The sequence below is a fragment of the Methylobacterium sp. V23 genome, assembly GCF_002917135.1.
Classification (GTDB): Bacteria; Pseudomonadota; Alphaproteobacteria; order Rhizobiales; family Beijerinckiaceae; genus Methylobacterium.
Map to the genome: position 1 here is coordinate 1 of NZ_PDHT01000019.1, position 25,236 is coordinate 25,236.

Below are 25,236 nucleotides of genomic sequence, written 5' to 3' on the forward strand. Positions count from 1 at the left end.
CGGCGCCTCCTCCACCCAGAAGGAATCACAGACACACCTGCTAAGCCAAACTTATCGGTCCAGAGCCTAGTATTGCTCCATACATCCCGGATTTTCACCGGACCGGTGGGACGACATCATGTCTATAGGTTCACGAAACCTATCCACCGCGCTCGTATCGAGGGGCTTCCGTCCTGATCTGGGACAGTCGCTTGCCGATGAGGCGACTATGCCCGGTCCGACTTAGCAGGAGCTTAAGGCCGATCGCCCGGGCCTGTCCCGGATGCACCGAATGCCAGTCTGGGTTGTGCTGCGGGCCTGTTCTCAGTCCTGCGTCAGGAAGGTCACGCCGGCGAAGTCGGCGCGCTGCCAGCGCAGCTGGACCGCGACGGTCCGGAGCTCGTGGCCGGCGATGACGAGGTCGAAGCGCTCGGGCAGCGGGGTCGGGCGCGGCAGGCGCAGGCTGGCGCCCTTCGGCGAGAGGTCCCGGACGATGCAGGCCACGAGCCGTTCCGGGCCGAGGACGATGCGGCCCTGCTGCATCACGCGGAAGCGCTTCGGCGCGGGCGTGCGCGCGGGCCGGTCTCCCCGGGCAACCGCCTCCTGCCAATCCGCCATCGTCCCGCTGTCCCGTCTGCAACCTGCGCGCAGGCTTAACAGCGGGTGTCCGGACTGTCGATCCAGGCCGAGTCTTAACGCTTTGGTAACTATAACCTGGGAGTGTTCAGTGACGTCCGCCCGCTTCCTCTTGCGATGGCCATGACCACGACCCTCTCCCGTCGCGCCGCCACCCCGCTCTCGCCGCGTCCCGGCTACACCCGTCCCTCGGCCGGGGCCGAGGTCCTGCGCCGGTCCCGAGCCGCCGCCGTGGAGCGCGCCGCCATCGGCATCTGCCTCGGCCTCGCCGTCGTCTCCGGCACCTTCGCGGCCTACGCGATCACGGGGGCGACGAACACCTACTCGGTCCAGCCCTTCCTGCCGGCGGTGGGTGGCGGCTTCGCCTGGAAGCGAACCGTCGCCCCCACCCGCGAGGCGGCCCTCGATCTCGATCCGACCACCACCGGCGCGCTGCCCGATCCCGTCCCGCCGCCCTCCGACGAGGAGCGGAGCGAATCCCCCGCGAAGGCGCGCGGCTACGTCCTGCGCCGGGTGACCGAGGGCGCGGCCCTGGTGGAAGGCCCCGAGGGCCTGCGCCAGGTCGTGCCGGGCGCCGTCCTGCCGGGCGCGGGCCGCATCCTCTCCATTCGCGCCACCGGGTCCGGCTGGGTCGTGATCACCTCGGAGACGATCATCGGGCCGTCCCCGCTGTGACGTCCGGGCGAGGCCCTGCCCCGGCACCAGCCTGCCGCAAGCCATGCGCTCTAGAGCAAACGGGCGCCGCCCTGGCTCCGCTGCCAGGAGCCTTCCCGGGCCGGCCGTTTCCGCCCTCATCCTTCCATCCGGCGATGCCACCGCGCCGCACGAGCGATCGCGTCCTGCCATGACGAGCACCTTCACGAGCTACAGTCTGCTCGCCCGCGACCTCGACGCGACCCTGGCGCGCAAGGCCGCACAGCCTGACGTCGCCCGCGAAACCGCCTACTACAAGGCCAAGATCGGCGACGTGAAATCCATCGACGACTTCCTCGGCGACCGGCGCCTCTACACTTATGCGATGAAGGCCTATGGCCTGGAGGACATGACCTACGCCAAGGCCTTCATGCGCAAGGTCCTGACCGAGGGTGTTACCGACGGCAAGGCCTTCGCCAACCGACTCGCGGACGACCGCTACGTCGCCTTCGCCAAAGCTTTCGACTTTAACACCTATGGAGCCTTCACCACGACGCTGCCCGCCGCCACCTCGGAGACCACCACCGCCTACCTGCGCCAGAGCCTGGAAACCGATGCGGGCAGCGAGGATTCCGGCGTGCGCCTCGCCCTGTACTTCGCCCGCAAGGCGCCCACCGTCTCCTCGGGCTACGGCGTGCTGGGAGACCCGGCCCTGTCCCAGGTGGTTAAGACCGTCCTGGGTCTGCCCGATAGCTCCAGCGCGGACGGCATCGCCAGCCAGGCGGCGATCATCGAGAAGCGGGTGGATCTGGCGAGCTTCAAGGACCCGGACAAGTTGCAGCGCTTCGTGCAGCGCTTCACCGCGATCTGGGACGCCCAGAACAACGCCGCCTCGGCGCCTGTCCTCAACCTGTTCGCCGATTCGTCGACGCAGGGGCTCGACGCGAGCCTGCTGCTCAGCCTCCAGCGCATCCGAACGGGGAACTGAGGCGCCATGCAGAACGCCCTCTACGTTTCGCTCTCCGCGCAGATCGCGATGGACAAGCGGCTGAACGCGGTCGCCAACAACGTCGCCAACCTCTCCACCAGCGGTTACCGCGCCGAGGACACCAAGTTCACCGCGCTCCTCGCCCAGGCCACCAAGGGCGCCATCGCCTTCGCGTCCTCCGGCGACACCTACATCTCCCAGCGCGCCGGACCGACGATCAAGACGGACAGCCCCCTCGACGTGGCGGTCCAGGGCGAGGCCTGGTTCGCCGTGCGCGGTGCCAAGGGCCCCGTCTATACCCGCGACGGCCGCATGACGATGGATGCGCTGGGCCAGCTGCGCAACCTCACCGGACAGCCGATGCTGGATCCCGGCGGCGCGCCGATCCTGCTCGATCCGCAGGCCGGTCCGCCCACCATCGGGCGCGACGGCAGCGTCTCGCAGGGCATCAACCAGGTCGGCGCCATCGGCCTCTTCACCCTCGACCCGAAGAGCACGCTCACCCGTGCCGAGCCAAACGGCGTCAGCACCAGCCTGCCGGCGACCCCGGTGCAGGACTTCACCCGCATGGGCATGGTCCAGGGCTTCGTGGAGGGCGCCAACGTCAACCCGGTGCTGGAGATGACGAAGCTCATCACCATCCAGCGCGCCTTCGAGAGCGCCGCGACCCTCAGCTCCGAGACCGAGACCACCTTCTCCGGGGCGATCCGCTCCCTGAGCCCGCAGGGCTGAGCCGATGCCCGATGTCCTCGACCGCCTCGGCGCGGCCCTGGCGACGGGCCGCGAGGCCCTGCCCCTGGTGCGCGTCGGCGGGCCGATCCAGGAGGTCACCGCCAGCGCGGCCCGCGTCGCCGGCGTGGCGCCGTTCATGACCCTCGGCGACCGCATGGGCTTCCGGGCCAATGGCCGCGAGCAGATCGGCGAGGTCGTGCGCGTGGATGCCGGCGGCGTGACGGTGAAGCCGTTCGATGCCCGGATCGAGGCCGGGATCGGAACCCTGGCCTATCGCCTCGGCGACCCGACCCTGCGCCCCGATCCGAGCTGGAAGGGCCGGGTGATCGATGCCCTCGGGCGTCCCATCGACGGCCTCGGCGATCTCGTCCCGGGCGCCCGCGCCGTGCCGCTGGAAGCCGCGCCGCCGCCCGCCATGGAACGGGCGCGGGTGACGCAGCCCCTGCGCACGGGGGTTCGCGCCCTCGACCTGTTCACGCCCCTCTGCCTCGGCCAGCGCATCGGCATCTTCGCCGGCTCCGGCGTCGGCAAGTCGACCCTGCTGGCGATGCTCGCCGGAGCCACCGGCTTCGACAGCGTCGTCGTGGCCCTGGTGGGCGAGCGCGGCCGCGAGGTGCGCGAATTCCTGGACGGGGCGATGGCGCCCAACCGGGCCCGGGCCGTCATCGTCGTCTCCACCGGGGACGAGAGCCCGATGATGCGCCGGCAGGCGCCCAAGATGGCGCTCGCCATCGCGGAATCGTTTCGCGACGCCGGCGAATCCGTGCTGCTCATCGTGGATTCCGTGACGCGCTACGCCCATGCGGCCCGCGACGTGGCCCTGGCGTCCGGCGAGCCGGCGGTGGCGCGGGGCTATCCGCCGAGCGTGTTCTCCGACCTGCCCCGCCTCCTCGAGCGGGCCGGCCCCGGCCTCGACGGCGCCGGCACCATCACGGGCGTCTTCTCGGTGCTGGTCGACGGCGACGATCACAACGACCCGGTGGCGGATTCGATCCGCGGCACCCTCGACGGGCACGTGGTCCTCGACCGGGCCATCGCCGAGCAGGGCCGCTATCCGGCAATGCATCTCCTCGGGTCGATCTCGCGCCTCGCCTCCGAGGTCTGGACGCCCGAGCAGCGCGAACTCGTCCGGCGCCTCAAGGCCATGATGGCCCGCTTCGAGGAAACCCGCGACCTGCGCCTGATGGGCGGCTACCGCGCCGGCGAGGATGCCGAGCTCGACCAGGCCATCCTCCTGGTTCCGCGGATCTACGAGGCCCTGCGTCAGGAACCCGGCATGGCGGCGAGCCAGGACGCGTTCCTGGAGCTCGCGCAGTCCCTGCGGACGTGAGGGGGATCATGCCGCCCGCGGCCCCCTCCGCTCCGTTTCCTCCCGTTCATCCCCCGCGCGCGGCGACCCAGCCCCGCGCAAGCCTGTCTTCCTTTAGTGCCCGCCGAACCGCCGCGCCGCGCCGCGGCCCCCGATTTCGAGGTGACGTCATGAGTCTCATCAGCGTTTTGCGCACCGGCGTCTCCGGCATGAATGCGCAGTCGAACCGCATCTCCACCGTCGCCGAGAACGTCCAGAACGCGAGCACCACGGGCTACAAGCGCTCGGCGGCCGAGTTCTCGTCCCTGCTGATCGACGGCGGCTCCACGGCGAACTACACCTCCGGTGCGGTCGAGACCACGATCCGCCGGTCGATCGGCAGCCAGGGGCCGGTCACCTTCACCTCGTCGAAGACCGACCTCGCCATCCAGGGCAACGGCTTCTTCGTGGTGCAGGACGATAACAAGGCGTCCTACCTGACCCGCGCCGGCAACTTCGTGGTGGACGGTCCGACGGGCAACCTCATCAATTCCGGCGGCTTCACCCTGATGGGCTACAGCCTCGTCGATGGCCAGGATCCGACGCCCGCCCTGAACAGCACCGACGGGTTGGTGCCCGTGAACATGGCGAGCCTCGGCCTGCGGGCGACGCCCTCCACCAAGGCGACGATGGGCGGCAACCTCGCCGCCGACACGCCGGCGCTCGGGGGAGCCCTGTCGCCGACGAACTATTCGAAGAAGACGTCGCTCGTCACCTACGACAAGCTCGGCAACAGCGTCACCCTCGACATCTACCTGAAGCACGCGCCCGTCGATCCGGCCGCTACCCCTCCGGTCCTCCCCAACACCTGGACCGCATCGGTCTACGCCCCGGACGGGACCGCCCTGACCGCGCCGCCGGTGACGCTCGCGTTCGACGCGAACGGCAAGCTGACCGGCCCGACCACCACGAGCTTCACGATTCCCGGCGGAGAGCCCTTCTCCCTCGACATGAGCGGCATGACGCAGCTCGCCGGTGCCGACGCCCTCAAGGGCACGGCCAACGGCAAGGCGCCCTCGGCCGTGACCGGCACGGAGTTCGGCTCGGACGGCCTCGTCTACGCCACCTACGCCGACGGCACCCGCCTCGCAGCCTTCAAGATCCCGGTCGCCGAGGTGAAGAGCCCCGACAATCTCGAACCGCGCGCCGGCAACGTCTACCTGCCCTCGCTGAACTCCGGCGACCTCCAGATCGGCTTCGCCGGCCTCGGCGGCCTCGGCACCATCAAGGCGAGCGCGCTGGAGCAGTCCAACGTCGACGTCAGCTCCGAGCTGACCTCGATGATCGAGTCGCAGACGGTCTACACCGCCAATTCGAAGGTGTTCATGACCGGCAACGAGTTGCTCGAGACCCTGATGAACCTCAAGCGCTGAAGCCAGACCGGACTTCGGCGCCCGGGCCTCCGGGCCCCGTCCGCCGCGCCTCCCGGTGCGGCGGCTCCTGTCGCCCACCACCCGCCCCCTTTCCAGGATATCCCCGATGGGCCTCGCCCTCGCCCTCAACTCCGCCCGGACCTCGCTGCTCGCGACCTCGGCGCAAATCGCCGTCGCCGCGCGCAACACGGCCGGGGCGAGCGATCCGTTCTACAGCCGCAAGATCGCCAACCTGGTGGCGGCCGGCGGGGGCAGCGCGGTCTCGATCCAGCGGGCGACCGACGTCGCCCTCTTCGACCGAAAGCTCGCCGGGACCTCCTCCGTGGCCGCCAGCGAGGCCGTGCTCGGTGGTCTCACCACCCTCCAGGGCACCATCGGCGACACCAGCGACGGCACCTCTCCGGCCGCGCGCCTCGGCGCCCTCAACGCCGCCCTGAAGGCCGCGGCCAACCAGCCCGACGACGTGGCGCTCGCGCGCGACGCGGTCGACCGGGCGCGCGACCTCGCGACGAGCCTGAACAACAGCGCGGCCGCCGTCGAGACCGTGCGCATGCAGGCCGACGCCGACCTCGCCGAGTCGGTCTCGCGCATCAACGACCTCCTGTCGCAGTTCGAGGCCGCCAACCAGGTCGTGACCCGCGGGACCGCGAACGGCAGCGACGTGACCGACGCCCTGGACGACCGCGACCGCATCCTCGCCGGCCTGTCCCAGGAGATCGGCATCTCCACGGTCGTGCGCGCCGGCAACGACGTCGCGATCTACACCGACAGCGGCGTCCCGCTGTTCGAGCGCGCCGCCCGGCGCGTCTCCTTCACGCCCACACCCGCCTTCTCGGCCGGCACGACCGGGGGCGCCGTCATCGTCGACGGCGTGCCGGTCACGGGCGCCAATTCCCCGATGCCGGTGCAATCCGGCCGCATCGCCGGCCTGGCGGAACTGCGCGACGGCGTGGCCACTCGCTACGAATCCCAGCTCGACGGGATCGCCGCCAACCTCGTCGACGCCTTCTCCGAGATCGGGACAAGCGTCCTGAACCAGTCCACGGGCCAAGTGAGCGGCCTTTCCGCCCTGGCGACGACGGAAGCCTTCCGCCCGGGTGCCGCCGCGGGCACGGCCGGGACGGCGGATCTGAGCGGCGCCAAGGAAGTGGCGTTCTCCCTCGGCCTCGCCGACGGCTCCGCCGTCAAGATCGTGCTGAATGCGAGCACGATGGTGGGTGCGGCGGCCGACCTGTCCAAGGTGACGCCGGCCGAGCTCGTCGCGGCGATCAACGGTCGGATCGCCGCCGATACCGCGACGCCCTCGCTCGCCGGCAAGGTGACCGCCGGCCTCGACGCCGCCGGGCGCCTCACCTTCACCACCGCGGCGGCCACGGGGGCCGCCGCGCGGCTCACCGTCCAGAACATGGCGCCGACGTCCGGCAGGATGCTGGTCGATGTCGGCTTCGGCGTCGCGTTCGGTGTCCCGCCGCGGGCGGCGGGCCTGTTCGTGGCGGATGCCGGCGGATCGGTCCCCAGCGGCCCCTTCGCCGCGACCGGGCTGGCGGCCCGGCTCCGGATCAACGCCTCGGTCGATCCGCAGCGCGGCGGCGACGTCGCCCTGCTGCGGGACGGCGGCATCGCGGGGCCCGGTTACCGGTCGAACCCGGCGGCCACGGGCGGCAACGCCTTCGCCGACCGCCTGCGGACGCTGGCCTCGCTCGTGACGGCCGACCGCTCCTTCGACGCTTCCGCGGGCCTTCCCACCCGCGGCAGTCTCCAGGATTTCGCGACCGCCTCCGTGGGCTGGCTCGCGGGCAAGCGGCAGGCTGCCACCGCGGAGTCGAACTACCAGTCGACGCTGCTCGCCCGCGCCTCCGATGCCTATTCCAACGCCACCGGCGTCAACACCGACGACGAGACGGCGTCCACCCTCGCGCTCGAACGGTCCTACACGGCCTCGGCCAAGCTGCTGACGCTCGTGAACGATCTCCTGAAAACCCTGATGGATGCGGTGCGATAGACCCCATGCGGACCAACGCCCTCTCCACCCTGAGCTTCTGGAACACGCCGCGCATCGGCCTGGCCCGGATGCAGACCGACATGGCGCAGGCCAACCAGGAGATCGTCACCGGCCGCTATGCCGATGTCGGCCTGACGCTCGGCAGCCGCACCGGCCTCGCCGTCGGGCTGCGCCAGAAGATCGCCGAACTCGCGGCCCTGCGCGACAGCAACGACGCCGCGAGCCTCCGGCTCGGCACCTCGCAGGCCGTCCTCAAGCAGATCCAGGATGGGGCCGACGCCACCCTGAAGGCGCTAACGGGCGTTCCCGAGGACAAGCGTGCCGGCGTCCTCAAGGACATGGCGGCGAACGGGCTCGGCACCCTGACCGCGCTCCTCAACACCTCCGCGGGCGGCCAGTTCGTCTTCGGCGGCGCGCGGACCGCCGAGGCCCCGATGACCCCCTACGCGACGAGTCCGGCCTCCCCGGCGAAGACCGCCGTCGACGCGGCCTTCCGCGCGGCCTTCGGGATGTCGCAGGACAACCCCGGCGCGAGCGCGATCTCGGCCGCCGACATGGCGGGCTTCCTCGATGGGCCGGCTTTCAAGGGCCTGTTCGACGAAGCCGCGTGGGGGACGACCTGGTCCGCTGCCGGGACCGCGCCCCTGGTCAACCAGATCTCCCTCAGCGAGACCGCGGAGACCTCGGCGAGCGCCAACGCACCCGCGATGCGCAAGCTCGCCATGGCCTACGTGATGGCCTCCGACCTCGGGTCCACGAACCTCTCGGCGGCGGCGCAGACCGTCCTGACGACCCGGGTCGCCGGCCTGCTGGGCGAGGCGAGCAAGGGCCTGATCACCCTCCAGGCCGATCTCGGCCGCTCGCAGGCCGCCATCACCTCGGCCAACACCCGGCTCGAGTCGCAGACGGCGCTGCTCGATTCGCAGATCGGCGACCTGGAGGGCGTGGACCGGGCCGAGGCCAAGACCCGGGTCGACCGCCTGTCGACGCAGGTGCAGATCTCCTACGCCCTGACCGCGCAGCTGCGGCAACTCTCCCTCGTCAACTACCTCTAGCGCGGCGCGGGGCTCCGGCCGCCGAGCCCCGTCACGACCCGGCGGCGGGTGCCTTCCCCGGAAGGCCTGCCGGCCCCAACGGCTCATCGGTCCGATCCGCGCCCCGGCGCGGCGGACCGCGGATACACGGGACAGGACCGATATGTACCAGTTTTCCTATGCCGAGATCCTGGAGGAGGCCCCGGCCATCGCGCGTGAGCGCGAGCGCGCCGCCTTCGACCGGGCCCTCGACCTGATGCGCATCGCCGACCGGCCCGATGCCCAGCAGGCGGATCGCGCCATGGCGGCCGGCTTCCTGCAGAGCCTCTGGGGCGTGCTCATCGAGGACCTCCAGAGCGAGGAGAACGGCCTGCCGCCGGACCTGCGCGCCGACCTCGTCTCCATCGGCCTGTGGAGCATGCACGAGGCCAACGCGGTCATCGCCGAGCCCGACCGCACCCTGTCGGCGCTGATCGCGGTCAACACCTCGATCCGGGATGGCCTGCGGTGAGCCGGACCATGCGTCTGTCCCTGCGCGCCGGCGAGCGCGTCTACGTGAACGGCGCAGTCCTGCGCGTCGATCGGAAGGTCTCCCTGGAGCTTCTGAACGACGCCACCTTCCTGCTGGAGACCCACGTGCTGCAGGCGGAGGCGGCGACCACGCCCCTGCGCCAGCTCTACTTCGCGGTCCAGGCGCTGGTGATCGATCCGGCCAACGCGGACCCCGCCCGCGAGCTCTGCCGCAGCCTCCAGGCCGGTCTCCTCGCCGTCGTCGCCGATCCGGAGATCCGCGAAGGGGTCCTCGGCGCCGGCCAGCTCGTCGAGGCGGGCCGGCTGATCGAGGCGCTCAAACTGATCCGCGGGCTCTACGCGGCGGAGGCCGCCCTCATGGCTGCCCCCATGGCTGCCCCCATGACCACCCCCATGACCGCCCCCGCCCCGGGGGATGCGCTCGCCCCGGTGCGTCGGGCCGTGCCCGTCGAATCCCCCGTCCACCCGGCCTGACCGGGCCATCGAACCAGGAGGCCCGCCGATGAGCGTCGCCAGCGTCCCCAGCACGGGCACATCCCAGACGGCCGCCACCGCGGCCGCCACCAAATCCGCGACCGGCGTCGCCGCCTCGATGAACGCCGACACCTTCCTGACCCTGCTGATGACGCAGCTGAAGAACCAGGATCCGACGAAGCCGATGGATTCGACGGCCTATGTCAGCGAGCTGGCGACCTTCTCCCAGGTGGAGCAGGCGACCAAGACCAACACAAAGCTGGACTCCCTGCTCTCGTCGAGCTTCCTGTCGCAGGCCGACCAGATCATCGGCCGGACCATCACCTCCTCGGACGGCACGGTCACGGGCGAGGTCCAGTCCGTGAAGATCACCAGCGAGGGCGCCCTGGCCCGCCTGACCAACGGCCAGGACGTGCTCCTGTCGCAGGGCATTTCCCTGTCGCGGTGACGGCATTCCGGCGTAGAGTGGACGTGAACCCCCCCAGGACAAGGCCGCTCCCCGGATGAACGAGGTCGACGCCCTCGAACTCGTGCGCGCCGCGATCTGGACCGTGATCGTCGCGGCGGGACCGGCCATCGGCGCGGCGATGCTGATCGGCATCGCCGTGGCGCTGCTGCAGGCGCTGACGCAGATCCAGGAGGTGACGCTCACCTTCGTGCCCAAGATCGTGGTGATCCTGCTGGTGCTCCTCGTGACCAGCTCCTTCATCGGGGCGCAGATCTACACCTTCGCCGAGGCCACCTACGGGCGCATCGTCACCGGATTCTGACCGAGGCCCCGCAGGGTGATCCCGGCCGCCTCCAGCCGCGCCCGCACCGCCCGCGCCATGCCCACGGCGTGCGCGCTGTCGCCGTGCACGCAGACCGAGTCGATCCGCGTCGGCAGCAGGGTGCCCTCGGCCGTGAGGATGCCGCCGGCCTGCACCATCGCCAGGACCCGGTCCGCCGCCGCCTCGGCCGCCGTGATCAGGGCGCCGGGCTGGCCGCGCGGGATCAGCTGGCCCGCCTCGGTATAGCCGCGGTCGGCGAAGATCTCGGCATGGATGGCGAGGCCTGCCGCCTCGCCGGCGGCGACCTGCTCGGTCCGGGCGATGGCCAGGAGGCCGAGGTTGGGATCGACCGCGCGCACCGCCCGCGCGATCGCATCCGCCACGTCCCGCTCCGCCGCTGCGCGGTTGGCCAGCGCCCCGTGCGCCTTGACGTAGGTCAGGCGATGGCCCGCCAGGGCGGCCAGCGCCTGCGCGGCGCCGACCTGGTAGGCGACCTGCCGCTCGATCTCGGCCGGGCCGAACGGCATCGGCCGGCGCCCGAAGCCGGCGAGGTCGGGAAAGCCCGGATGCGCGCCCACGGCGACGCCCCGCGCCCGCGCCAGGGCGAAGGTCTCGGCCATGATCTCCGGGTCGCCGGCATGGAATCCGCAGGCGACGTTGGCCGAGGTCACGAGGGCGAGCATCGCCGCATCGTCGCTGCAGCGATAGGCGCCGAAGCCTTCCCCCAGATCGGCATTCAGGTCGATAGTCGGCATCGGCGTGCATCCGGCAGCGACGCGGTCCTGCGGCCGCGGGAGGGGCGATCCTAACCGACGACGCCGTCGATGAGGTTGGTCCCGAGCAGGAATTCGGAGGGAAATTCGGTGCGCAGGACGGGCTCGCGCCGGATGTCCGGGACCAGGGCGTCGCGTTCGGCCCGCCGCGCCGCCACCGCCTGCGCCAGGTCGACGGCGGCGAAGCGCAGCGCCGTGCCCGCCTGGGCCTGGGCCAGACGGCCGAGATCGGCGCCGATCACCGTGGCGATCTTCGGATAGCCGCCGGTGGGCTGGCGGTCGGCCATGAGCACCAGGGGCTGGCCCGAGCCCGGGACCTGGATCGCCCCCATGGCGATGCCGTCGGAGACGATGTCGTGGCTCCGGGCCTGGAGGGACGGACCTTCGAGGAAGCTGGCCATGCGGTCGCCGCGCGGACCGATCCGCCAGGGACCCGCCAGGAAGGCGTCGTGGACGGACGCCGCGAAGAGGTCGTCCTGGGGCCCGAGGACGACGCGGATCACGTCCGGCGGCCGATGGAGCCAGGGCGCCGCGAGGCGGCAGGGGTCGCCGACCGAGGCGCGCGGAGTCCGGATCGCGAGGGTGTCGCCCGCAAGCAAGCCGCGCCCGTGCAGGCCGCCGAGCCCGGAGCGGGTGTGGGTCGCCGTCGAGCCCAGCACCGGCGCCACGGCGATCTCCCCGGCCACCGCGAGGCTGCACCAGGCCCCGCCCCGGCCCGCCCGGAGGGTGAGCCGCGCGCCCGGCCGCAGGGTGAGGGCCACGGCGCCGGGCAGCGCGCGCCCGTCGAGGTCGATGCGCAGGTCCCCACCCGCCAGGGCGACGTCGACGGCGGCCCCGGCCGTCGTCAGCGACAATCCGCCGAGGGAGACCTCGATCAGGGTGGCGCCGGGGGGATTGTCGAGGGCCCGGTTGGCGGTGGCGTGGGCGAGGGGATCCATCGGCCCGGCCGGCGTGATGCCGTAGCGCAGGAAACCGTGCCGGCCGGCATCCTGCAGGGTGACGCCGCCCCCGGCCGCGAGGATCCGGAGCGTGGCCTGCCCCGTGCCGGCTCCCTCGCTGATGGGCTCCTCCCGCATGGGCTCCTCCCGCATCGGCTCCGCACTCACGGACTTCTCCGCGCGAGGATTTCCCCCTGCGCGGCCCGGGCCTCGAGGGCGGCGAAGGTCGCCGCGTCGATCGGCTCGAAGCGGAGGCCGTCGCCGGGTTCGACGAGGAAGCTCTGCGGACGGTCCTCGGAATAGAGCCGCTCCGGCGTCCGTCCGACGACGTACCAGCCGGTCGGCATCGGAAAGGTCGCCACGGCCGCGAGACCGCCGCCCACCAGGAGGGCGTTGGCGGGATGGGGCGGGCGCGGCGTCGGGCGACGGGGGATCGCGAGGGCGTCCGGCAGGCCGCCCAGATAGGCGAAGCCCGGCGCGAATCCGTACATGTAGACCCGGTACGTCCCCTGGGCGTGGCGCGCGGCGACGGCCGAAGCGGGCAGGCCGGCCCAGTCGGCGACCGCCGCCAGATCCTCCGCGAAGGCCGGATCGTAGCAGCAGGGCAGCGTCCAGGTGCGGCCGGCGCGCGGTCCTGCCGGAGGCCGATCGAGGAGAGCGCCGACCCGGGCCGCGAGAGCGTCGCGGTCGAGCCTCAGCGGGTCGTAATGGATCATCAGCGAGCGATAGGTCGGCACCGTCTCCAGGATGCCGGCGACCGGGTCCCGTCCGAGGGCCGCGTCCAGGGCGAGCACCCGTGCATTCAGGTCCGGGTCGACCCGCGCGCCGAACTCGACGACGAGCGCCGCCTCGCCGGCATCGCGGAACCGGACGGCATCCCGATCGGTCGGCGTGCTTGCATCTGCCTGCGACACGGCCTGATCCTGCTGCGCGTCGGCCTGGACGCCGGCGACGCGGGTGGTCGGGAATCCGGTTCGGGATCCGATCCGGAAGCCGGCTTTCGGGCTGGGCCGGCCTCAGCGCGTGGATTTCTTCTCACGCTGATAGGTCCGGATCGCCCGGGCGCAGTCCGGCGAGAGCTTGCGCAGGTTCTGCCGGAAGCAGGCCTCCACCTCCGGGCCGCCGGGCGGATGCATGCTGCAATGCTCCAGGTAGTCTCCGGTGCAGGAGAGCTTGAGCAATTCGCGGATCGGCGTGGGTTCGGCGGCCGCGGTTCCCGAAACCAGGAGAGCACCGAGGAGGGGGAGGGCGAGGCGAAGATCAGGCATGAGGCAATCGAGTCTTTCGAAGAACACAACGCGGACGCTGCGGGCTGGGTCCGAAATCCCAACGTACGGCGCCGATGCAGACAATGATCTTAGCACGCACGCACCCGCAGGGTGGAATCGACATCCCTTCAACGCGCGCCGCGCCCGTTCGGTCGCTTCGCCGATGCCGCGGCCGGTGCCAGGCGACCCTCGCACAAGCTTGCGGCGCGACAAGCCGGTGTTGATTCACGGGGGTTGAGTATCCGCCATGGCGGCAAGCGCCACGATCGCAGGAGAGCGCCGGTCCCAGAGGGACATCGGTTTCGCGGCGGGCATCGTCGCCATCCTGGCGATCCTGTTCCTGCCGGTGCCGGCGATCCTGCTCGATATCGGGCTCGCCTTCTCGATCGCCCTGTCGGTGCTGATCCTGATGGTGGCGCTCTGGATCAAGAAGCCGCTGGAATTCTCGGCCTTCCCCACCGTCCTGCTGATCGCGACCCTGCTGCGCCTGGCCCTCGGCATCGCCACCACCCGGTTGATCCTGGCCAACGGACAGCACGGCGTCTCGGCGGCCGGCCACGTGATCCAGGGCTTCTCGCAGTTCGTGATGAGCGGCGACTTCGTCATCGGAATCGTGGTCTTCCTGATCCTGATCACGGTGAACTTCCTCGTCATCACCAAGGGCGCCACCCGCATCGCCGAGGTGGGGGCGCGCTTCACCCTCGACGCGATCCCCGGCAAGCAGATGGCGATCGACGCCGATCTCAATGCCGGCCTGATCGACGACAAGGAGGCCCAGCACCGCCGGCGCGAGCTGGAGGAGGAGAGCGCCTTCTTCGGCTCCATGGACGGCGCCTCGAAGTTCGTGCGCGGCGAGGCCATCGCCTCGCTCATCACCATCGCCGTCAACGTGTTCGGCGGCATCATCATCGGCACCACCCGCCACGGCATGCCGCTGGGCCAGGCGGCCGACGTGTTCACCAAGCTGTCGGTGGGCGACGGCCTAGTCTCACAGATCCCGGCCCTGATCGTCTCGCTGGCCGCCGGCCTCCTGGTCTCGAAGGGCGGCACGCGGGGCACCGCGGAGCAGGCGGTGCTGGGCCAGCTCGGGGCCTATCCCCGCGCCCTCTCGGTGGCCGCGGCCCTGATGTTCATGTTCGCCCTGGTGCCGGGCCTGCCCTTCGTGCCCTTCATGGTGCTCTCCGTGCTGATGGCCTTCACCGCCTACGCGATCCCGAAGAAGCTCGCCGCCCAGAAGGCGATCGTCGATGCCAAGGCGGAGGCCGACGAGGAGAAGAAGCAGGTCGCGCTGCGCGAATCCGTCAAGGAATCGCTGAAGACGCCGGAGATCGAGCTCTGCCTCGGGCGCCAGATCTCGGCCCAGGTCCAGGGAACGCAGTCCGAGCTGTCGCACCGGGTCGCCAAGATGCGCCGCAAGTTCGCGCGCCAATACGGCTTCGTCGTGCCCGACATCAAGCTGACCGACAGCCTGGCGGTGCCGCCGAAATGCTACCAGATCCTCATCCACGGCACCGTGGTGGCGACCCAGGAACTGCGCCCCGGCGAGCTCCTCGTGGTCACCGGAGACGGCCCCGTGCCGGACGTGCCGAGCGACGAGGTCCGCGAGCCCGCCTTCGGCATGAAGGCGCGCTGGGTCCTCGACGCCTATGCGGGCGAGGTGCGGCGCGGCGGGTTCGAGCCCATCGACGGCTCCTCGGTGCTGCTGACCCACCTCTCCGAGGTGATCCGTAACAACCTGCCCACGCTCCTGTCCTACAAGGACATGCGCAACCTGCTGGACCGGCTCGACCCCGAGTACAAGCGCCTGCTCGACGAGATCTGCCCCTCGCAGATCTCCTATTCGGGCCTGCAGGCGGTGCTGAAGCTCCTGCTCTCCGAGCGGGTGTCGATCCGCAACCTGCACCTCATCCTGGAGGCCGTGGCCGAGATCACGCCCCATGCCCGCCGGGCCGAGCAGATCGCCGAGCACGTCCGCATGCGCATCGCCCAGCAGATCTGCGGCGACCTCGCCGAGAACGGCGTGCTCGCGGTGCTGCGCCTCGGCAGCGCCTGGGACCTCTCCTTCCACCAGAGCCTCAAGCGCGACGGCAAGGGCGAGGTCATCGAGTTCGACATCGACCCGCGCCTCGTCGAGCAGTTCGGCACCGAGGCGTCCGAGGCGATCCGCAAGCAGATGCGCGAGACCCGCAACTTCGCCCTGGTGACCGCGCCGGATGCCCGCCCCTACGTGCGGATGATCATCGAGCGGCTCTACCCGACGCTCGCCGTCCTCTCGCACCTGGAGATCGCGCGCGGGGTCGAGATCCGCTCCCTCGGGACGATCTCGTGACGGCGCCGCTCCTGGCCGTGCTCGGCCCCGAGAGCTTTCTCGGGGTGTTCCTGATCTTCTGCCGGGTCGGCGCCTGCCTCCTCATCGTGCCGGGCTTCTCCAGCCCCCGCGTGCCCGCGCAGGTCCGCCTCCTCATCTCGCTGGCGGTCTCCCTGGCCCTGACCCCGATGCTGCTGCCCCTGTTCCAGGGCAAGCTCGCGGCCCAGGATCCCGGCGCCACCTTGGGCTGGATCGTCACCGAGAGCCTGACCGGCCTCGTCCTCGGCTTCCTCGGCCGGGTCTACTACGTGGTGCTGGAGACCGTCGTGAACGCCGCCGTCACCATGGTGGGCTTCGGCGGCATGCCGGGGTCGGTGGCCGAGGGCATGGACCCGGTCCCGGCGGTGGAGGCGATGATCATGATGGCGGCGGCCGCGCTGCTGTTCGCCGCCGACCTGCACTGGGAGCTGTTCCGCGGCCTCGTCGATTCCTACGGCCGGATCCCGCCCGGCGAGGGCATCGGCTCGCAGGCCGCCCTGGTGCGCATCGTCGACCAGGTCACGACCGCCTTCGTGCTGGGCCTGCGCATCACCTCGCCGTTCCTCGTCTACGCGGTGGCGGTGAACCTCGCCGCCGGCTTCGTGAACAAGCTCGTGCCGCAGATCCCGGTCTACTTCATCGCCACGCCGTTCATCATGGCCGGCGGCCTGCTGCTCCTCTACGCCATCAGCAACGAGTTCATGATGCAGTTCGTCATGGGCTACTTCGACTACCTGCGCCGGGGCTGAGCCGATGACCACCCGCCTCCGGCTCCTCCGCGCCCAGCGCCTGCTCAAGGTCCAGGAGCAGATGCGGGGCCTGGCCGAGCGCGACCTCGCCGCCAACCGCGCCCAGGTCGCGCGGGTCGAGGCCGACCGGGCGGCCATGCTGTCGACCCTGGCCGGCGAGACCATGCACGGCCTGTTCCTCGACGCCGCGGCGCGGCGCCTGCGCGCGCTCGCGACGGAAGCGACCGAACTCAGCGCGACCTCGACACGACTGTCTGACATACTGAAGGCCCGTGGCCTCGCCGAGAAGCGCGCCGAGCGCCAGGCCGACAGCCTCCTGAAGCGGCGCGACCACGAGCGCGAGCAGCACGCCCTGCTCGAACAGCTCGACCTCATGACCGCACGCGGGCCAAGGCCTCCGGACTGATCCCCGAGGCCCCCGAACCAATCCCCAGGGCCACGATGCAAGCCTGCCGAGAAGCAAGCCTGCCGAGATGCAAGCCTGCCGAGATGCAAGCCTGCCGAAAGCCAGGGGGCCTATGCCTCCCAGGGACCGGCTCCCCGAACCCGCTGAAGCGCCTGCCATGAGCATCTCGCCTCCCTCCGACATCGTCCTCGATGTGGCCCGCGCCGCCGATCCCGGCCGCGTGCAGGAGGCCGCCGCCAAGCTGTCGGCTCCCGGAACCGATCCGGCGGCGTTCGGCGATGCCTACCGCATGGCCGGCGCCTCGGTGCACATGCCCCTCGACGCCCGCGGAGCCCTGACGGCCCTGCAGACCGACAACGCGATCTCGGGCGCCGGCAAGGCCGGGGATCCCTACAAGCAGTTCGAGGCCTTCGTCCTGCGCCAGTTCGTCGAGACCATGATGCCCTCGAAGGCCAGCGCCGTCTTCGGCAAGGGCAATGCCGGCGGGATCTGGAAGTCGATGCTCGCCGATCAGGTCGGGACGCAGGTCGCCAAGGCCGGCGGTGTCGGGATCGCCCGCATGCTCGAGGCGGCGCGTCCGCTGAACCCGCCCGCGGCGACCGTCGCGCCGTCGGCCAAGACCTCGGAGAGCTGAGACCCCATGCTGCTCGCATCCCTGAAGCGCCTGGAAGCCACCGTGACGGCGGAGACCGAGGCGCTGCTCGCGCATCACCCCGTCGACCAGGAGGCGGTGAACCGGCGCAAGAGCCAGAGCCTCCTCGAACTGACCCGGCTGACCCGCGACCTCGACCCCGCCGAACTCGACGGGCCGGTGCGCGACCAGCTGCTGCGCCTGCGCGGTGTCCTGGAGCGCAACCAGGACGCTGTCGGCCTGCACCTGCGGGCCGTTGAGGAGATCTCCGGCATCGTCGCGGAGTCCCTGCGCGAGGCGGAATCCGACGGTACCTATTCCGGCCACGTCCGGCGCTGAGGCTCGCTCCCCGCCATGCGCATCCTCGTCACCGGCCTGTGGATCTGCGGCCTCACCATCCTGTCCTGCTACGGCGCAGTGACCTGGGGGGCGGGGCTGTTTTCTAAGAAGACCGAACCCTACCTCGAAGGCCTCCAGTACCAAAAACTGCCGCCCATCAATGTTCCGATGGTCGTCGACGGCAAGGTGCAAGGTTACATCGTCGCTATCTTGGTCTTCACCGCCGATGCGCGGCTGATGCACACGCTCTCGGTGCCGCCGAACGCCTTCGTGGTCGATGAGACTTTCCGGCAGATCTACACGGACCCGGCGATCGATTTCAAACGCCTGTCCCGCTACAACGTCACACAGCGCCTTGCCGAGATCCGCAAGCAGGTGAACGCCCGCCTCGGCTCCGATGTGGTCAAGGACGTGCTGGTCGAGGAGTTCAACTTCGTCGCCAAGCGCGAAGTCCGTTCTTGAGGACGTACCCTACGCCTCCGTCAGCAGGCGCTCGAAGGCAGCCTCGCCCAGCAGCGCGGTGAGCCGCCGGTCGGCATCCGCATCGGCCGCGAGGACCAGGCCGCCGCAGACTGTGCCCGCACCCGCGAAGGCGTAGCCGAGCACGCTCGTCGGCTGCAGGCCCCCGGCCGCCGCGGCGACGAAGCCCCGCAGGGCGCCCGGATGGGCATTGCAGCCGTTGCGGAGGGTCAGGCCGGCGCAGCGTCCACGCACGGCCAGGGGGGATAGCGAGAGCCGGTGGCGCCCGGCCTGGGCCATGGCCCGGCGCGGACCCGCCAGGGCCAGCAGGATCTCCGGCGACAGGTGGACCGCGCCCTCGAAGCTGAGGCTGCCCGAGCCGCTGAAGCGGTCGAACACCGCCAGTCCCGAGAGGTCGTCGAGGACGAGAAAGACGCGCCGGTGCGCGACTTCGGGACCGTAGGCCTGCGTGGCGAGGCGGTGGGCGGTGGCGCCGATGAGGCGCTCCGCCCCGAGGGAGAGGGCCGGGCCCGCCATGGGTTCGCGCTGGTCGAGGGCCGCCACGTTGTGGCCGGCTCCCGAGAGGAGGTGATGGCGGGCGGCGCCGGTCTCGACCTGGCTCGAGCCGCCGGCCTCGACGATCCAGCGCACCCCTTCGCAGGCGTAGACGAAGGAGCCAACGTCCCGGTGGCCGGACCCGGGACCCTGGCCCTGGCTGGCGAAGGTGCAGGCGAAGTGGCCCCAGCCCCGACCGGGGGCGTCGTGGCGCTGCGCGATCATGCCCGAGGACGGGTCGACGCGGCCCGCGGCGGGCTCGAGAGTGACGCGTGGTATACTGGGACGGTCGCGTCGCGGTCGCGCGTCTCCGGACCAGCGCTCGGCGCTGAGCGCGCGACCCGCCTCCGCGCCGAGACGCCCGATCCAGCCGGCGGCATCCTCGCCGGCGGGGGCGTCCCCGAACGGCGGCAGGCGCCCGGACGGATCGAGGAGACCGGCGACCGCCGGGAGCCCGGCCGCCACGAGCCGGTCGAGGCGGGACTTGAGAGCCGACTCGGCGGGGTCCTCGGCATCGAGCCCGAGCCCGAGGGCGCGCAGCAGGGTCAGGAGTTCGAGGCGCGGATGCAGGGCGGGGTCGGAGAACCGTCCCTCCGTATCGAGGAGCGGCGCGAGGCCGGCTTCGAGGGCGGCGTCGGCCAGGGAGCGCCAGTGCGTCGCGAGCGGCAGCAGCGGCAGGGCCCGGGCGACGATGCGCAGGACCGCTGCCGCCTGGAGCTGGTGGATCGAGCGGCCGAAGGTGTTCTGACCGAGAATCTCGGCGAGGGCGAAGCCGTGACGCACCGCCTCGCCCGTGAGGGTCAGGGAGGCCGGGCCGCCGGGCTTGCCGGCCCGGGCGAGGAGCCGCACGACGGTCTCGGTGCGGGCGGCGAGGGCCGCCGGGTGCAGGGCGAGGCCGTCGGTGGGCGCCCCCCAGGGGTTGGCCCGCGACCAGGACAGGGCGAGGCCGACGGCGGTGGCGGCGCCGCCCGGTGCCTCGGCCAGCGCCCCGAGCCAGGCCAGGGACTGGTACTCCAGGCGCCAGGGCACCGAGCGGAACGGATCCTCGGTCCAGTCCGGCGCCTCCGGCAGGGTCCAGGCGGGCTGGCCGGCGAGGCGCAGGGTCCGGTCGAGACCGGCGGCGCGGTGGCCCTCGCCGCGCTGAATCGCCCGGGCGCGCGCGAGCACCGCCGGCACGGTGGCCACCGCCTCGGGCTGTGGACACCAGCCGGAGAAGGCGGCCCCGGGCAGGGACAGGCGCTCGGCCAGGCGGGCGAGGAAATCGGGGGCGGCGAGGAGATCGTCGGCGCAGAGGCTCTCCAGCCGCATCCGGTCCTCCAGGGCCACCTCCGGAGGGACGAGGAGTTCCGCCTCCGGCCCGTCCGCCTCCCAGGTGGCGAAGCCCACCGCCACCTGCGCCGCCCCGGCGGGGGGCTGGAGCTCCAGGGTGAAGCGGCGCGCCTGCTGGTGGGCGGAGAGGTCGACGAGGGCCCCGAGCCCCGGCACCGAGATGGTCCCCGGATAGGGCGGGTCGAGCGCCGCGCCGGAGCGGTCGCGGTAGACGATGCGGGCCAGGGCCGCGTGGGTGCCCGGATGCGGCGTGTGGAGCTGGCCGCGCAGCACGAGGCCGCAGCCCGGCACCAGGGCGTGGTCGCGCCAGGCCGGCTCCGGCCCGAGGCGGTGCCGCGTGCGGGGGATCAGGGAGGCGGCGGGCGGCAGATCCGTCCCCTGCGTCAGGCGCGCCTCGGCGACCGTGAACGCATGGGTGTTGCGCCAGGAGCGGAGCGTCACCGTGATCCGGGTGGCCGGGGCCGGCACCTGGAAGGCGAGCTGGAGGCGCCCGGCCCGCGCGCCGTGCGTCTCCGGCGGCAGGGCGGACGGGCCGGCGATCCAGGTCCCGTGCGGGTCGAGGAGGGTCCGGTCGAGGCCGGGCACGTGGTCGAAGTCGAGGCTCGACCCGTCCTCGGCCAGGAAGTCGATCCCCACCAGGGCGAAGTCGAGGGCGGACCCGGCGGCCTCCTCCGCCGCCCAGGCGAGGCGGAAGCCGAGGCAGCACCAGGCCTCCGGCACCAGGCCTCCGAAGGGCAGCACCACCCGCGACCAGCGGTTCTTGGCCGGGATCCAATGCTCGTTCTCCCCCGGCCCGACATGCGCCCCCCCGGCATAGCGGGCGGCCTCCGGCAGCAGGACCCGAAGGCCGGGCGCGCTCGGTTCGCTCACGGGGCGGACCGGGCGGAGGCGGGGGGAGGGGACATCGGCAGGGCGGGGTGCGGAGCGGGGGTAAGTCGGCCGGGCCGACGTCGTGGTGGAGGGCGCCCCGGTGTCGGCGCGATGGGAGCACTGAGGCGGTCGGGTCGCTCCGTGTCAAGCATCCTCCGGCCTCCAGGGGCCCCGAAAGCCGGCGCCCGGAACCGACCGGCGTGCGACGGAGTGCCGGATCTTGAGCGGGCGCTGTTGCGGGACCCGGATCACCGCCCGGTCCGCTTCCCCGAGGGCCCGATATCGGCCCTGCCGTCGTGCCCTGGGGAACGCCAATGAGACCGATCGTATCACGCCGATGGTCTATTTCAGTCTATCACCCGTCAAAGTGGCAATCGTAAGGAATGTTTCATGTGTTGTCGGCGATATAAGACGAGAAAATAGTGTCAAATTTCCTTTTGCATTAGTGTTTGTTATGCCTGTCATGACTATAGGGCGTAAGCTTATTCTCTCGTCTTCGGTGACGGCGCTGTTCGCCCTCGGCGTCATGGGCTACCAATGGAACAGTAATCACCAAATCTCCGACGCGATCGAGGCTGTCGCGCGGGAGCAGACCATTCTGTCGGGGATCTCCCAAGCACAGGTCGCCTTGAATCGCATCCAGCTCAACTTCAAGGACGTGGATCTGTCGCGAACGAAGTCTGAGGTTGATGCCGCCGCTGCCAGCGCCGTGAGGGACGCTGAGCGTGCCAAGCGCGGGCTGGAACGACCCATCGCGCTGGCGCTGAAGCCCGAAGTCCTGCGCGAGAGCGGGACGGCTCTGGAGAACCTCGCCGCCGCCGTGGGCCGGTATGCCGTGATCGGGCGCGCCGACCTGCGCGGCCAGGGGGTCGATGCGAACACCGCCGGTGCCGCCCGAAAGGCGATCATGGACCAGATCGTCCAGATCGAGGGGATCATCGACCAGGCCGTGGCCAACGCCCGCGGCTTCACCGATCAGGCGATGCAGAGCAGCGCCGAGCAGGTGAGCGGCGCGCGACAGGTCGGTCTGCTCGCCGGCGCCGCGATGCTGATGAGCCTGCTTGCGGCGGCGATTCTCCTGATGCTCAACATCCAGCGCCCGATCACGCGCCTCGTGGCGGTGCTGGAGCGCATGGCGGCCGGTGAGATCGAGGCCGAAATCCCGGAGAGCCGGCGCGGCGACGAGATCGGGGCGTTGGGCCGCGCCGTCGACAACATCAAGGCCATGGTGTCGCGCAAGGCGGCGGAGGAGGCGGACCTTCGCCGGGTCGCCGACACGGCCGCGGCGGCGGAACGTCGGCGCACGATGGTCGAGTTGGCCGACAGCTTCGAGCAGGCGGTCGGGGGGATCGTCGGGCTGGTGTCGTCGTCGTCGACCGATTTGCAGGCGACCGCCCAGCAGATGACGGTCAATGCCCGGCAGACGGCCGTCCAATCCGCCACGGTCGCGGCGGCGGCCGAGGAAGCCGCCGCCAACGTGGGCACGGTGGCGGCTGCCGCGGAGGAACTCGGGACGTCCGTGCAGGAGATCGGCCGGCAAGTGGCAAGCTCGGCCAACCTGGCTCAGGCGGCGGCGTCGGAGGCCGATCAGACGACGCAGCTCGTGCGGGCGCTCAGCCAGGCGGCCGAGCAGATCGGCGCGATGGTGGGGATGATCTCCAACATCGCGGGCCAGACCAATCTCCTGGCGCTCAACGCCACGATCGAGGCGGCGCGCGCCGGCGAGGCCGGCCGCGGCTTCGCCGTGGTGGCCGCCGAGGTGAAGGAATTGGCCAACCAGACGGCGCGCGCCACCCAGGAGATCGGCCAGCGCATCGGACAGGTCCAGGGGGTCACCGATCAGGCCGTCTCGGCCATCCACGGCATCACGGGGCGGATCCGCGACATCAACGACGTGGCGGCCGGGATCGCGGCGGCGGTCGAGCAGCAGAGCGCCGCGACCCAGGAGATCGTGCGCAACGTGGCCCAGGCCTCGAGCGGCACGGCCGAGGTGACCCACAACATCGCCGGTGTGGCGCGCGCCTCCGACGACACCGGGACGGCTGCGGCCCACGTGCTCACCTCCGCGTCCGAGGTCTCCCGCCAATCCGAACACCTGTCCGGCGAGGTGCGGCGGTTCCTGACGACCGTTCGGGCGGCCTCAGCGCGCCGTCCCGGATCGGAGCGGGTCCGGTCGATGCCGTCGGCCTCTTGCGCGCGGACCCCCTCTGCAGGACGGAGAGGGGCCCGTTCAGACCCGGGTCGCCGACCGGGTTGGACCGGAGGCGGTCTCGCGCGACACGGGGGACGGCGCAGGGCGAGCGGGTCTGAGGCCGCGCCCGTCATGGGGGCGGACCGGCTGGGTCGAGCGCCGCCCCGGAACGATCGCGGGCGGCGCGGCGGGCCGGGGCCGTGTGGGGTTCCAGCCGCGGCGCGGAGACTTGGGCGCGGCGCGTCGATCTGGCCGTGCCCCACGAGGCCGCAGCCCGCGCCGGCCTCCCGAAGGGCAGCCCCTCCCGCACGACCGGCGGTTCTTGGCCGGACCCCGCGGCTCGCTCTCCCGCGGCCCGACATCCCCCGCCGGACCTGTGCACTCCGGGGCGGTGGCGCGCGGCGCCCCGAAGAGACCTCACAGGGCCCTGACCGGACCGCGCGGCCGCCGCCCTCCACGTCGGGCTGGGTTACGCGCTCCGGGCCTCGATCTCTCGCCGACGCAGGAACCGGGCGCGGCGGGCGCGAAACGGCTGGTAGAACGTCGGCCGCCCCGGCTGGTCCGGGACCGGCCCCCCGTCGCGGCGGCCTGAGCCGCCGACCCGTCACCCGGCGGGCGCCCGGGCGACCCGAGTGCCGAGGAGGAACAGCAGGGCGACACCGAGGGCGACGAGGGCCGGGGGAACCGCCGCGGCGAGGCCGCCGGCGAGCGCCGAGCCGGCGACGTCGCCGAGGTTCATCGCCGCCATGTAGATCTGGAACTGCGTGGCCGAGGCCCGTCCGGTGCGGGTCGCCAGGAGCACGGTGGGCAGCAGGGCGACGTAGAGGAGAGCCGGCACGACGTTGGCGAGGCCCAGGATGACGGGCCCCGTGACGGCCTCCAGCCCGGCCGCGATCAACCCGGCCGCGATCCCGAACGCCACCGCGCAGGCGACCAGGAGGGCGCGCAGGGCCGGCCCCGGACCGAGACGGTCGACGGAGGCGCCGATGCCCGCGGCTCCGAGGGTTCCGCCCAGGAGGGCGAGCAGGGCCTGCAGGCGCGAGAGGCCGCCCGCGTCCCAGCCATGCGCCTGCACCAGGGCGACGGCGAAGGGCACCTGGAACAGCGCCAGACCGAAATCGATGGCAAAGCACAGCGCCAGCAGGCGCGCCGCGTCGCGGCTCCGGAAGCCGTCGGCGAGCGCGCGCACGAAGGCGGTCGCCGCGGCGATCCGGCTCGCTCCGGCCGCGCGGGCCGGCCCGGGCCGCGGCCAGGCGAGGAGCCGGTCCCCCGGGACCTCGCGCACGAGCGCGGCCGCCAGGGCGATGGGGGTGGTCAGGCCGAGGAGGGCGCCCGCCGCGGCGGCGAAGCCCCCCGCCTCCAGCACCCAGGCGAAGAGCGCGGTTCCGGCGGCGCTGCCGAGCACGAAGCCCGCCCGCGTGGCCGCGCTGGTGCGTCCCAGCTCGCCGGCCGGGACGCTGTCGGCGATCAGGCGGTCGGTGGCGGTGTCGGCCAGGGAGGCCGCCAGGCTGTGCAGGAGGAGGACGAGGCTGACGGCCGTGAGGCTCGGGGCGCCGCCGAGAAGGAGCAGGCCGGCGAGGCTCGCCTGGGCGCCCGCCAGGGCGAGGACGAGCCAGCGGCGGCGTGGCCCCATGCGGTCGGGCGTCGCCCGGTCGATCACCGGTCCCCAGAGCAGGGGCTGCAGGACCCAGGGCAGACCCACCACGGCGAGGTGACGGCCCACCTCCGCGGTGGAGGCGCCCATGGCGGCGAAGTGGTTGGCCAGCGCCGTCAGGGCAAAGCCGGCGACGAGCCCCTGGTAGAGGTAGAGCAGGGTGAAGAGGCCGACCCGCCAGCGCGCGTCCTGCAGGCTCGGCGGCCACGGGGGCATCGGTTCCGGTC

Annotated in this window: 24 protein-coding genes and 1 pseudogene; 18 read left to right on the top strand and 7 right to left on the bottom strand. The window is 71.9% G+C overall.

Translation table 11 applies throughout. The features are described 5' to 3' along the window. Window positions 1–303 precede the first annotated feature (303 nt). A complete protein-coding gene (locus CRT23_RS17565) occupies window positions 304–597 on the bottom strand; it encodes a PilZ domain-containing protein (protein ID WP_055957452.1) in 294 nt (97 codons plus the stop codon). 141 nt (window positions 598–738) lie between these two features. On the opposite strand from CRT23_RS17565, the gene CRT23_RS17570 reads away from it, so the two are divergent. The 11 genes from CRT23_RS17570 (at window position 739) to CRT23_RS17620 (ending at window position 10,500) form a co-directional block, all read left to right on the top strand. After that, window positions 739–1,290 (top strand): hypothetical protein, encoded by a 552-nt coding sequence (locus CRT23_RS17570; RefSeq protein WP_103710819.1) that lies wholly within the window; start codon window positions 739–741, stop codon window positions 1,288–1,290. Window positions 1,291–1,459: 169 nt separating this feature from the next. After that, window positions 1,460–2,236 (top strand): DUF1217 domain-containing protein, encoded by a 777-nt coding sequence (locus CRT23_RS17575; protein ID WP_103710701.1) that lies wholly within the window; start codon window positions 1,460–1,462, stop codon window positions 2,234–2,236. A 6-nt stretch (window positions 2,237–2,242) separates the two neighbouring features. Next, the gene (gene flgF, locus CRT23_RS17580) at window positions 2,243–2,968 is read left to right on the top strand and encodes a flagellar basal-body rod protein FlgF (protein WP_055957446.1); all 726 of its coding nucleotides are present in this window, start codon (window positions 2,243–2,245) and stop codon (window positions 2,966–2,968) included. Between the two features lie 4 nt (window positions 2,969–2,972). Beyond that, a complete protein-coding gene (fliI, locus tag CRT23_RS17585) occupies window positions 2,973–4,298 on the top strand; it encodes a flagellar protein export ATPase FliI (RefSeq protein WP_103710702.1) in 1,326 nt (441 codons plus the stop codon). 149 nt (window positions 4,299–4,447) lie between these two features. Next, window positions 4,448–5,689 (top strand): flagellar hook protein FlgE, encoded by a 1,242-nt coding sequence (locus CRT23_RS17590; RefSeq protein ID WP_055957440.1) that lies wholly within the window; start codon window positions 4,448–4,450, stop codon window positions 5,687–5,689. A gap of 106 nt (window positions 5,690–5,795) precedes the next feature. Continuing rightward, window positions 5,796–7,691: a flagellar hook-associated protein FlgK gene (gene flgK, locus CRT23_RS17595; protein WP_103710703.1), complete on the top strand. Its 1,896-nt coding sequence runs from the start codon at window positions 5,796–5,798 to the stop codon at window positions 7,689–7,691. A gap of 5 nt (window positions 7,692–7,696) precedes the next feature. Next, window positions 7,697–8,746 carry a flagellar hook-associated family protein gene (locus tag CRT23_RS17600; protein WP_103710704.1) on the top strand — a complete coding sequence of 350 codons (1,050 nt, stop codon included), beginning with the start codon at window positions 7,697–7,699 and terminating at the stop codon, window positions 8,744–8,746. 142 nt (window positions 8,747–8,888) lie between these two features. Further along, window positions 8,889–9,236 (top strand): flagellar biosynthesis regulator FlaF, encoded by a 348-nt coding sequence (gene flaF, locus CRT23_RS17605; RefSeq protein WP_055957431.1) that lies wholly within the window; start codon window positions 8,889–8,891, stop codon window positions 9,234–9,236. Window positions 9,237–9,244: 8 nt separating this feature from the next. Next, entirely contained in the window at window positions 9,245–9,730 is a 486-nt protein-coding gene (gene flbT, locus CRT23_RS17610) for a flagellar biosynthesis repressor FlbT (protein WP_103710821.1), read from the top strand. Window positions 9,731–9,758: 28 nt separating this feature from the next. Continuing rightward, entirely contained in the window at window positions 9,759–10,178 is a 420-nt protein-coding gene (gene flgD, locus CRT23_RS17615) for a flagellar hook assembly protein FlgD (RefSeq protein ID WP_103710705.1), read from the top strand. Between the two features lie 55 nt (window positions 10,179–10,233). Further along, window positions 10,234–10,500, top strand: a complete 267-nt coding sequence (locus CRT23_RS17620) for a flagellar biosynthetic protein FliQ (RefSeq protein WP_055957424.1) — start codon at window positions 10,234–10,236, stop codon at window positions 10,498–10,500. Here CRT23_RS17620 and CRT23_RS17625 read toward each other — a convergent pair. From CRT23_RS17625 to CRT23_RS17640, 4 genes are all read right to left on the bottom strand, one after another. Beyond that, entirely contained in the window at window positions 10,473–11,255 is a 783-nt protein-coding gene (locus CRT23_RS17625) for a 5-oxoprolinase subunit PxpA (protein ID WP_103710706.1), read from the bottom strand. The genes CRT23_RS17620 and CRT23_RS17625 overlap by 28 nt on opposite strands. 50 nt (window positions 11,256–11,305) lie before the next feature. After that, window positions 11,306–12,349 (bottom strand): biotin-dependent carboxyltransferase family protein, encoded by a 1,044-nt coding sequence (locus CRT23_RS17630; RefSeq protein ID WP_103710823.1) that lies wholly within the window; start codon window positions 12,347–12,349, stop codon window positions 11,306–11,308. 26 nt (window positions 12,350–12,375) lie between these two features. Continuing rightward, complete coding sequence (locus CRT23_RS17635) at window positions 12,376–13,125, bottom strand: allophanate hydrolase subunit 1 (RefSeq protein ID WP_055957414.1); 750 nt, start codon at window positions 13,123–13,125, stop codon at window positions 12,376–12,378. Between the two features lie 102 nt (window positions 13,126–13,227). Next, window positions 13,228–13,479, bottom strand: coding sequence for a hypothetical protein (locus CRT23_RS17640; RefSeq protein WP_103710707.1), 252 nt, complete (start codon window positions 13,477–13,479; stop codon window positions 13,228–13,230). Window positions 13,480–13,726: 247 nt separating this feature from the next. Here CRT23_RS17640 and flhA point away from each other — a divergent pair, with 247 nt between their 5' ends. The 6 genes from flhA (at window position 13,727) to CRT23_RS17670 (ending at window position 18,413) form a co-directional block, all read left to right on the top strand. Then, the gene (flhA, locus tag CRT23_RS17645; RefSeq protein WP_103710708.1) at window positions 13,727–15,808 is read left to right on the top strand and encodes a flagellar biosynthesis protein FlhA; all 2,082 of its coding nucleotides are present in this window, start codon (window positions 13,727–13,729) and stop codon (window positions 15,806–15,808) included. Beyond that, the gene (fliR, locus tag CRT23_RS17650) at window positions 15,805–16,575 is read left to right on the top strand and encodes a flagellar biosynthesis protein FliR (RefSeq protein WP_055957405.1); all 771 of its coding nucleotides are present in this window, start codon (window positions 15,805–15,807) and stop codon (window positions 16,573–16,575) included. The genes flhA and fliR overlap by 4 nt, the downstream gene beginning before the upstream one ends. Window positions 16,576–16,579: 4 nt before the next feature. Further along, complete coding sequence (locus tag CRT23_RS17655) at window positions 16,580–16,981, top strand: hypothetical protein (RefSeq protein WP_055957401.1); 402 nt, start codon at window positions 16,580–16,582, stop codon at window positions 16,979–16,981. 157 nt (window positions 16,982–17,138) lie between these two features. Next, complete coding sequence (locus tag CRT23_RS17660; RefSeq protein ID WP_103710709.1) at window positions 17,139–17,615, top strand: rod-binding protein; 477 nt, start codon at window positions 17,139–17,141, stop codon at window positions 17,613–17,615. 6 nt (window positions 17,616–17,621) lie between these two features. Then, entirely contained in the window at window positions 17,622–17,951 is a 330-nt protein-coding gene (locus tag CRT23_RS17665) for a hypothetical protein (RefSeq protein WP_055957395.1), read from the top strand. 15 nt (window positions 17,952–17,966) lie between these two features. After that, window positions 17,967–18,413 (top strand): hypothetical protein, encoded by a 447-nt coding sequence (locus CRT23_RS17670; protein ID WP_103710710.1) that lies wholly within the window; start codon window positions 17,967–17,969, stop codon window positions 18,411–18,413. Window positions 18,414–18,422: 9 nt separating this feature from the next. On the opposite strand, the gene CRT23_RS17675 is transcribed toward CRT23_RS17670, so the two are convergent. Then, window positions 18,423–21,164 (bottom strand): heparinase II/III family protein, encoded by a 2,742-nt coding sequence (locus CRT23_RS17675; RefSeq protein ID WP_103710711.1) that lies wholly within the window; start codon window positions 21,162–21,164, stop codon window positions 18,423–18,425. A 454-nt stretch (window positions 21,165–21,618) separates the two neighbouring features. Here CRT23_RS17675 and CRT23_RS17680 point away from each other — a divergent pair. Continuing rightward, window positions 21,619–23,304 (top strand): annotated as a pseudogene (locus CRT23_RS17680) (HAMP domain-containing methyl-accepting chemotaxis protein); the annotation flags it as partial. A gap of 655 nt (window positions 23,305–23,959) precedes the next feature. Here the strand turns inward: CRT23_RS17680 and CRT23_RS17685 are convergent. Next, a complete protein-coding gene (locus CRT23_RS17685; RefSeq protein WP_103710712.1) occupies window positions 23,960–25,225 on the bottom strand; it encodes an MFS transporter in 1,266 nt (421 codons plus the stop codon). Window positions 25,226–25,236 lie beyond the last annotated feature (11 nt).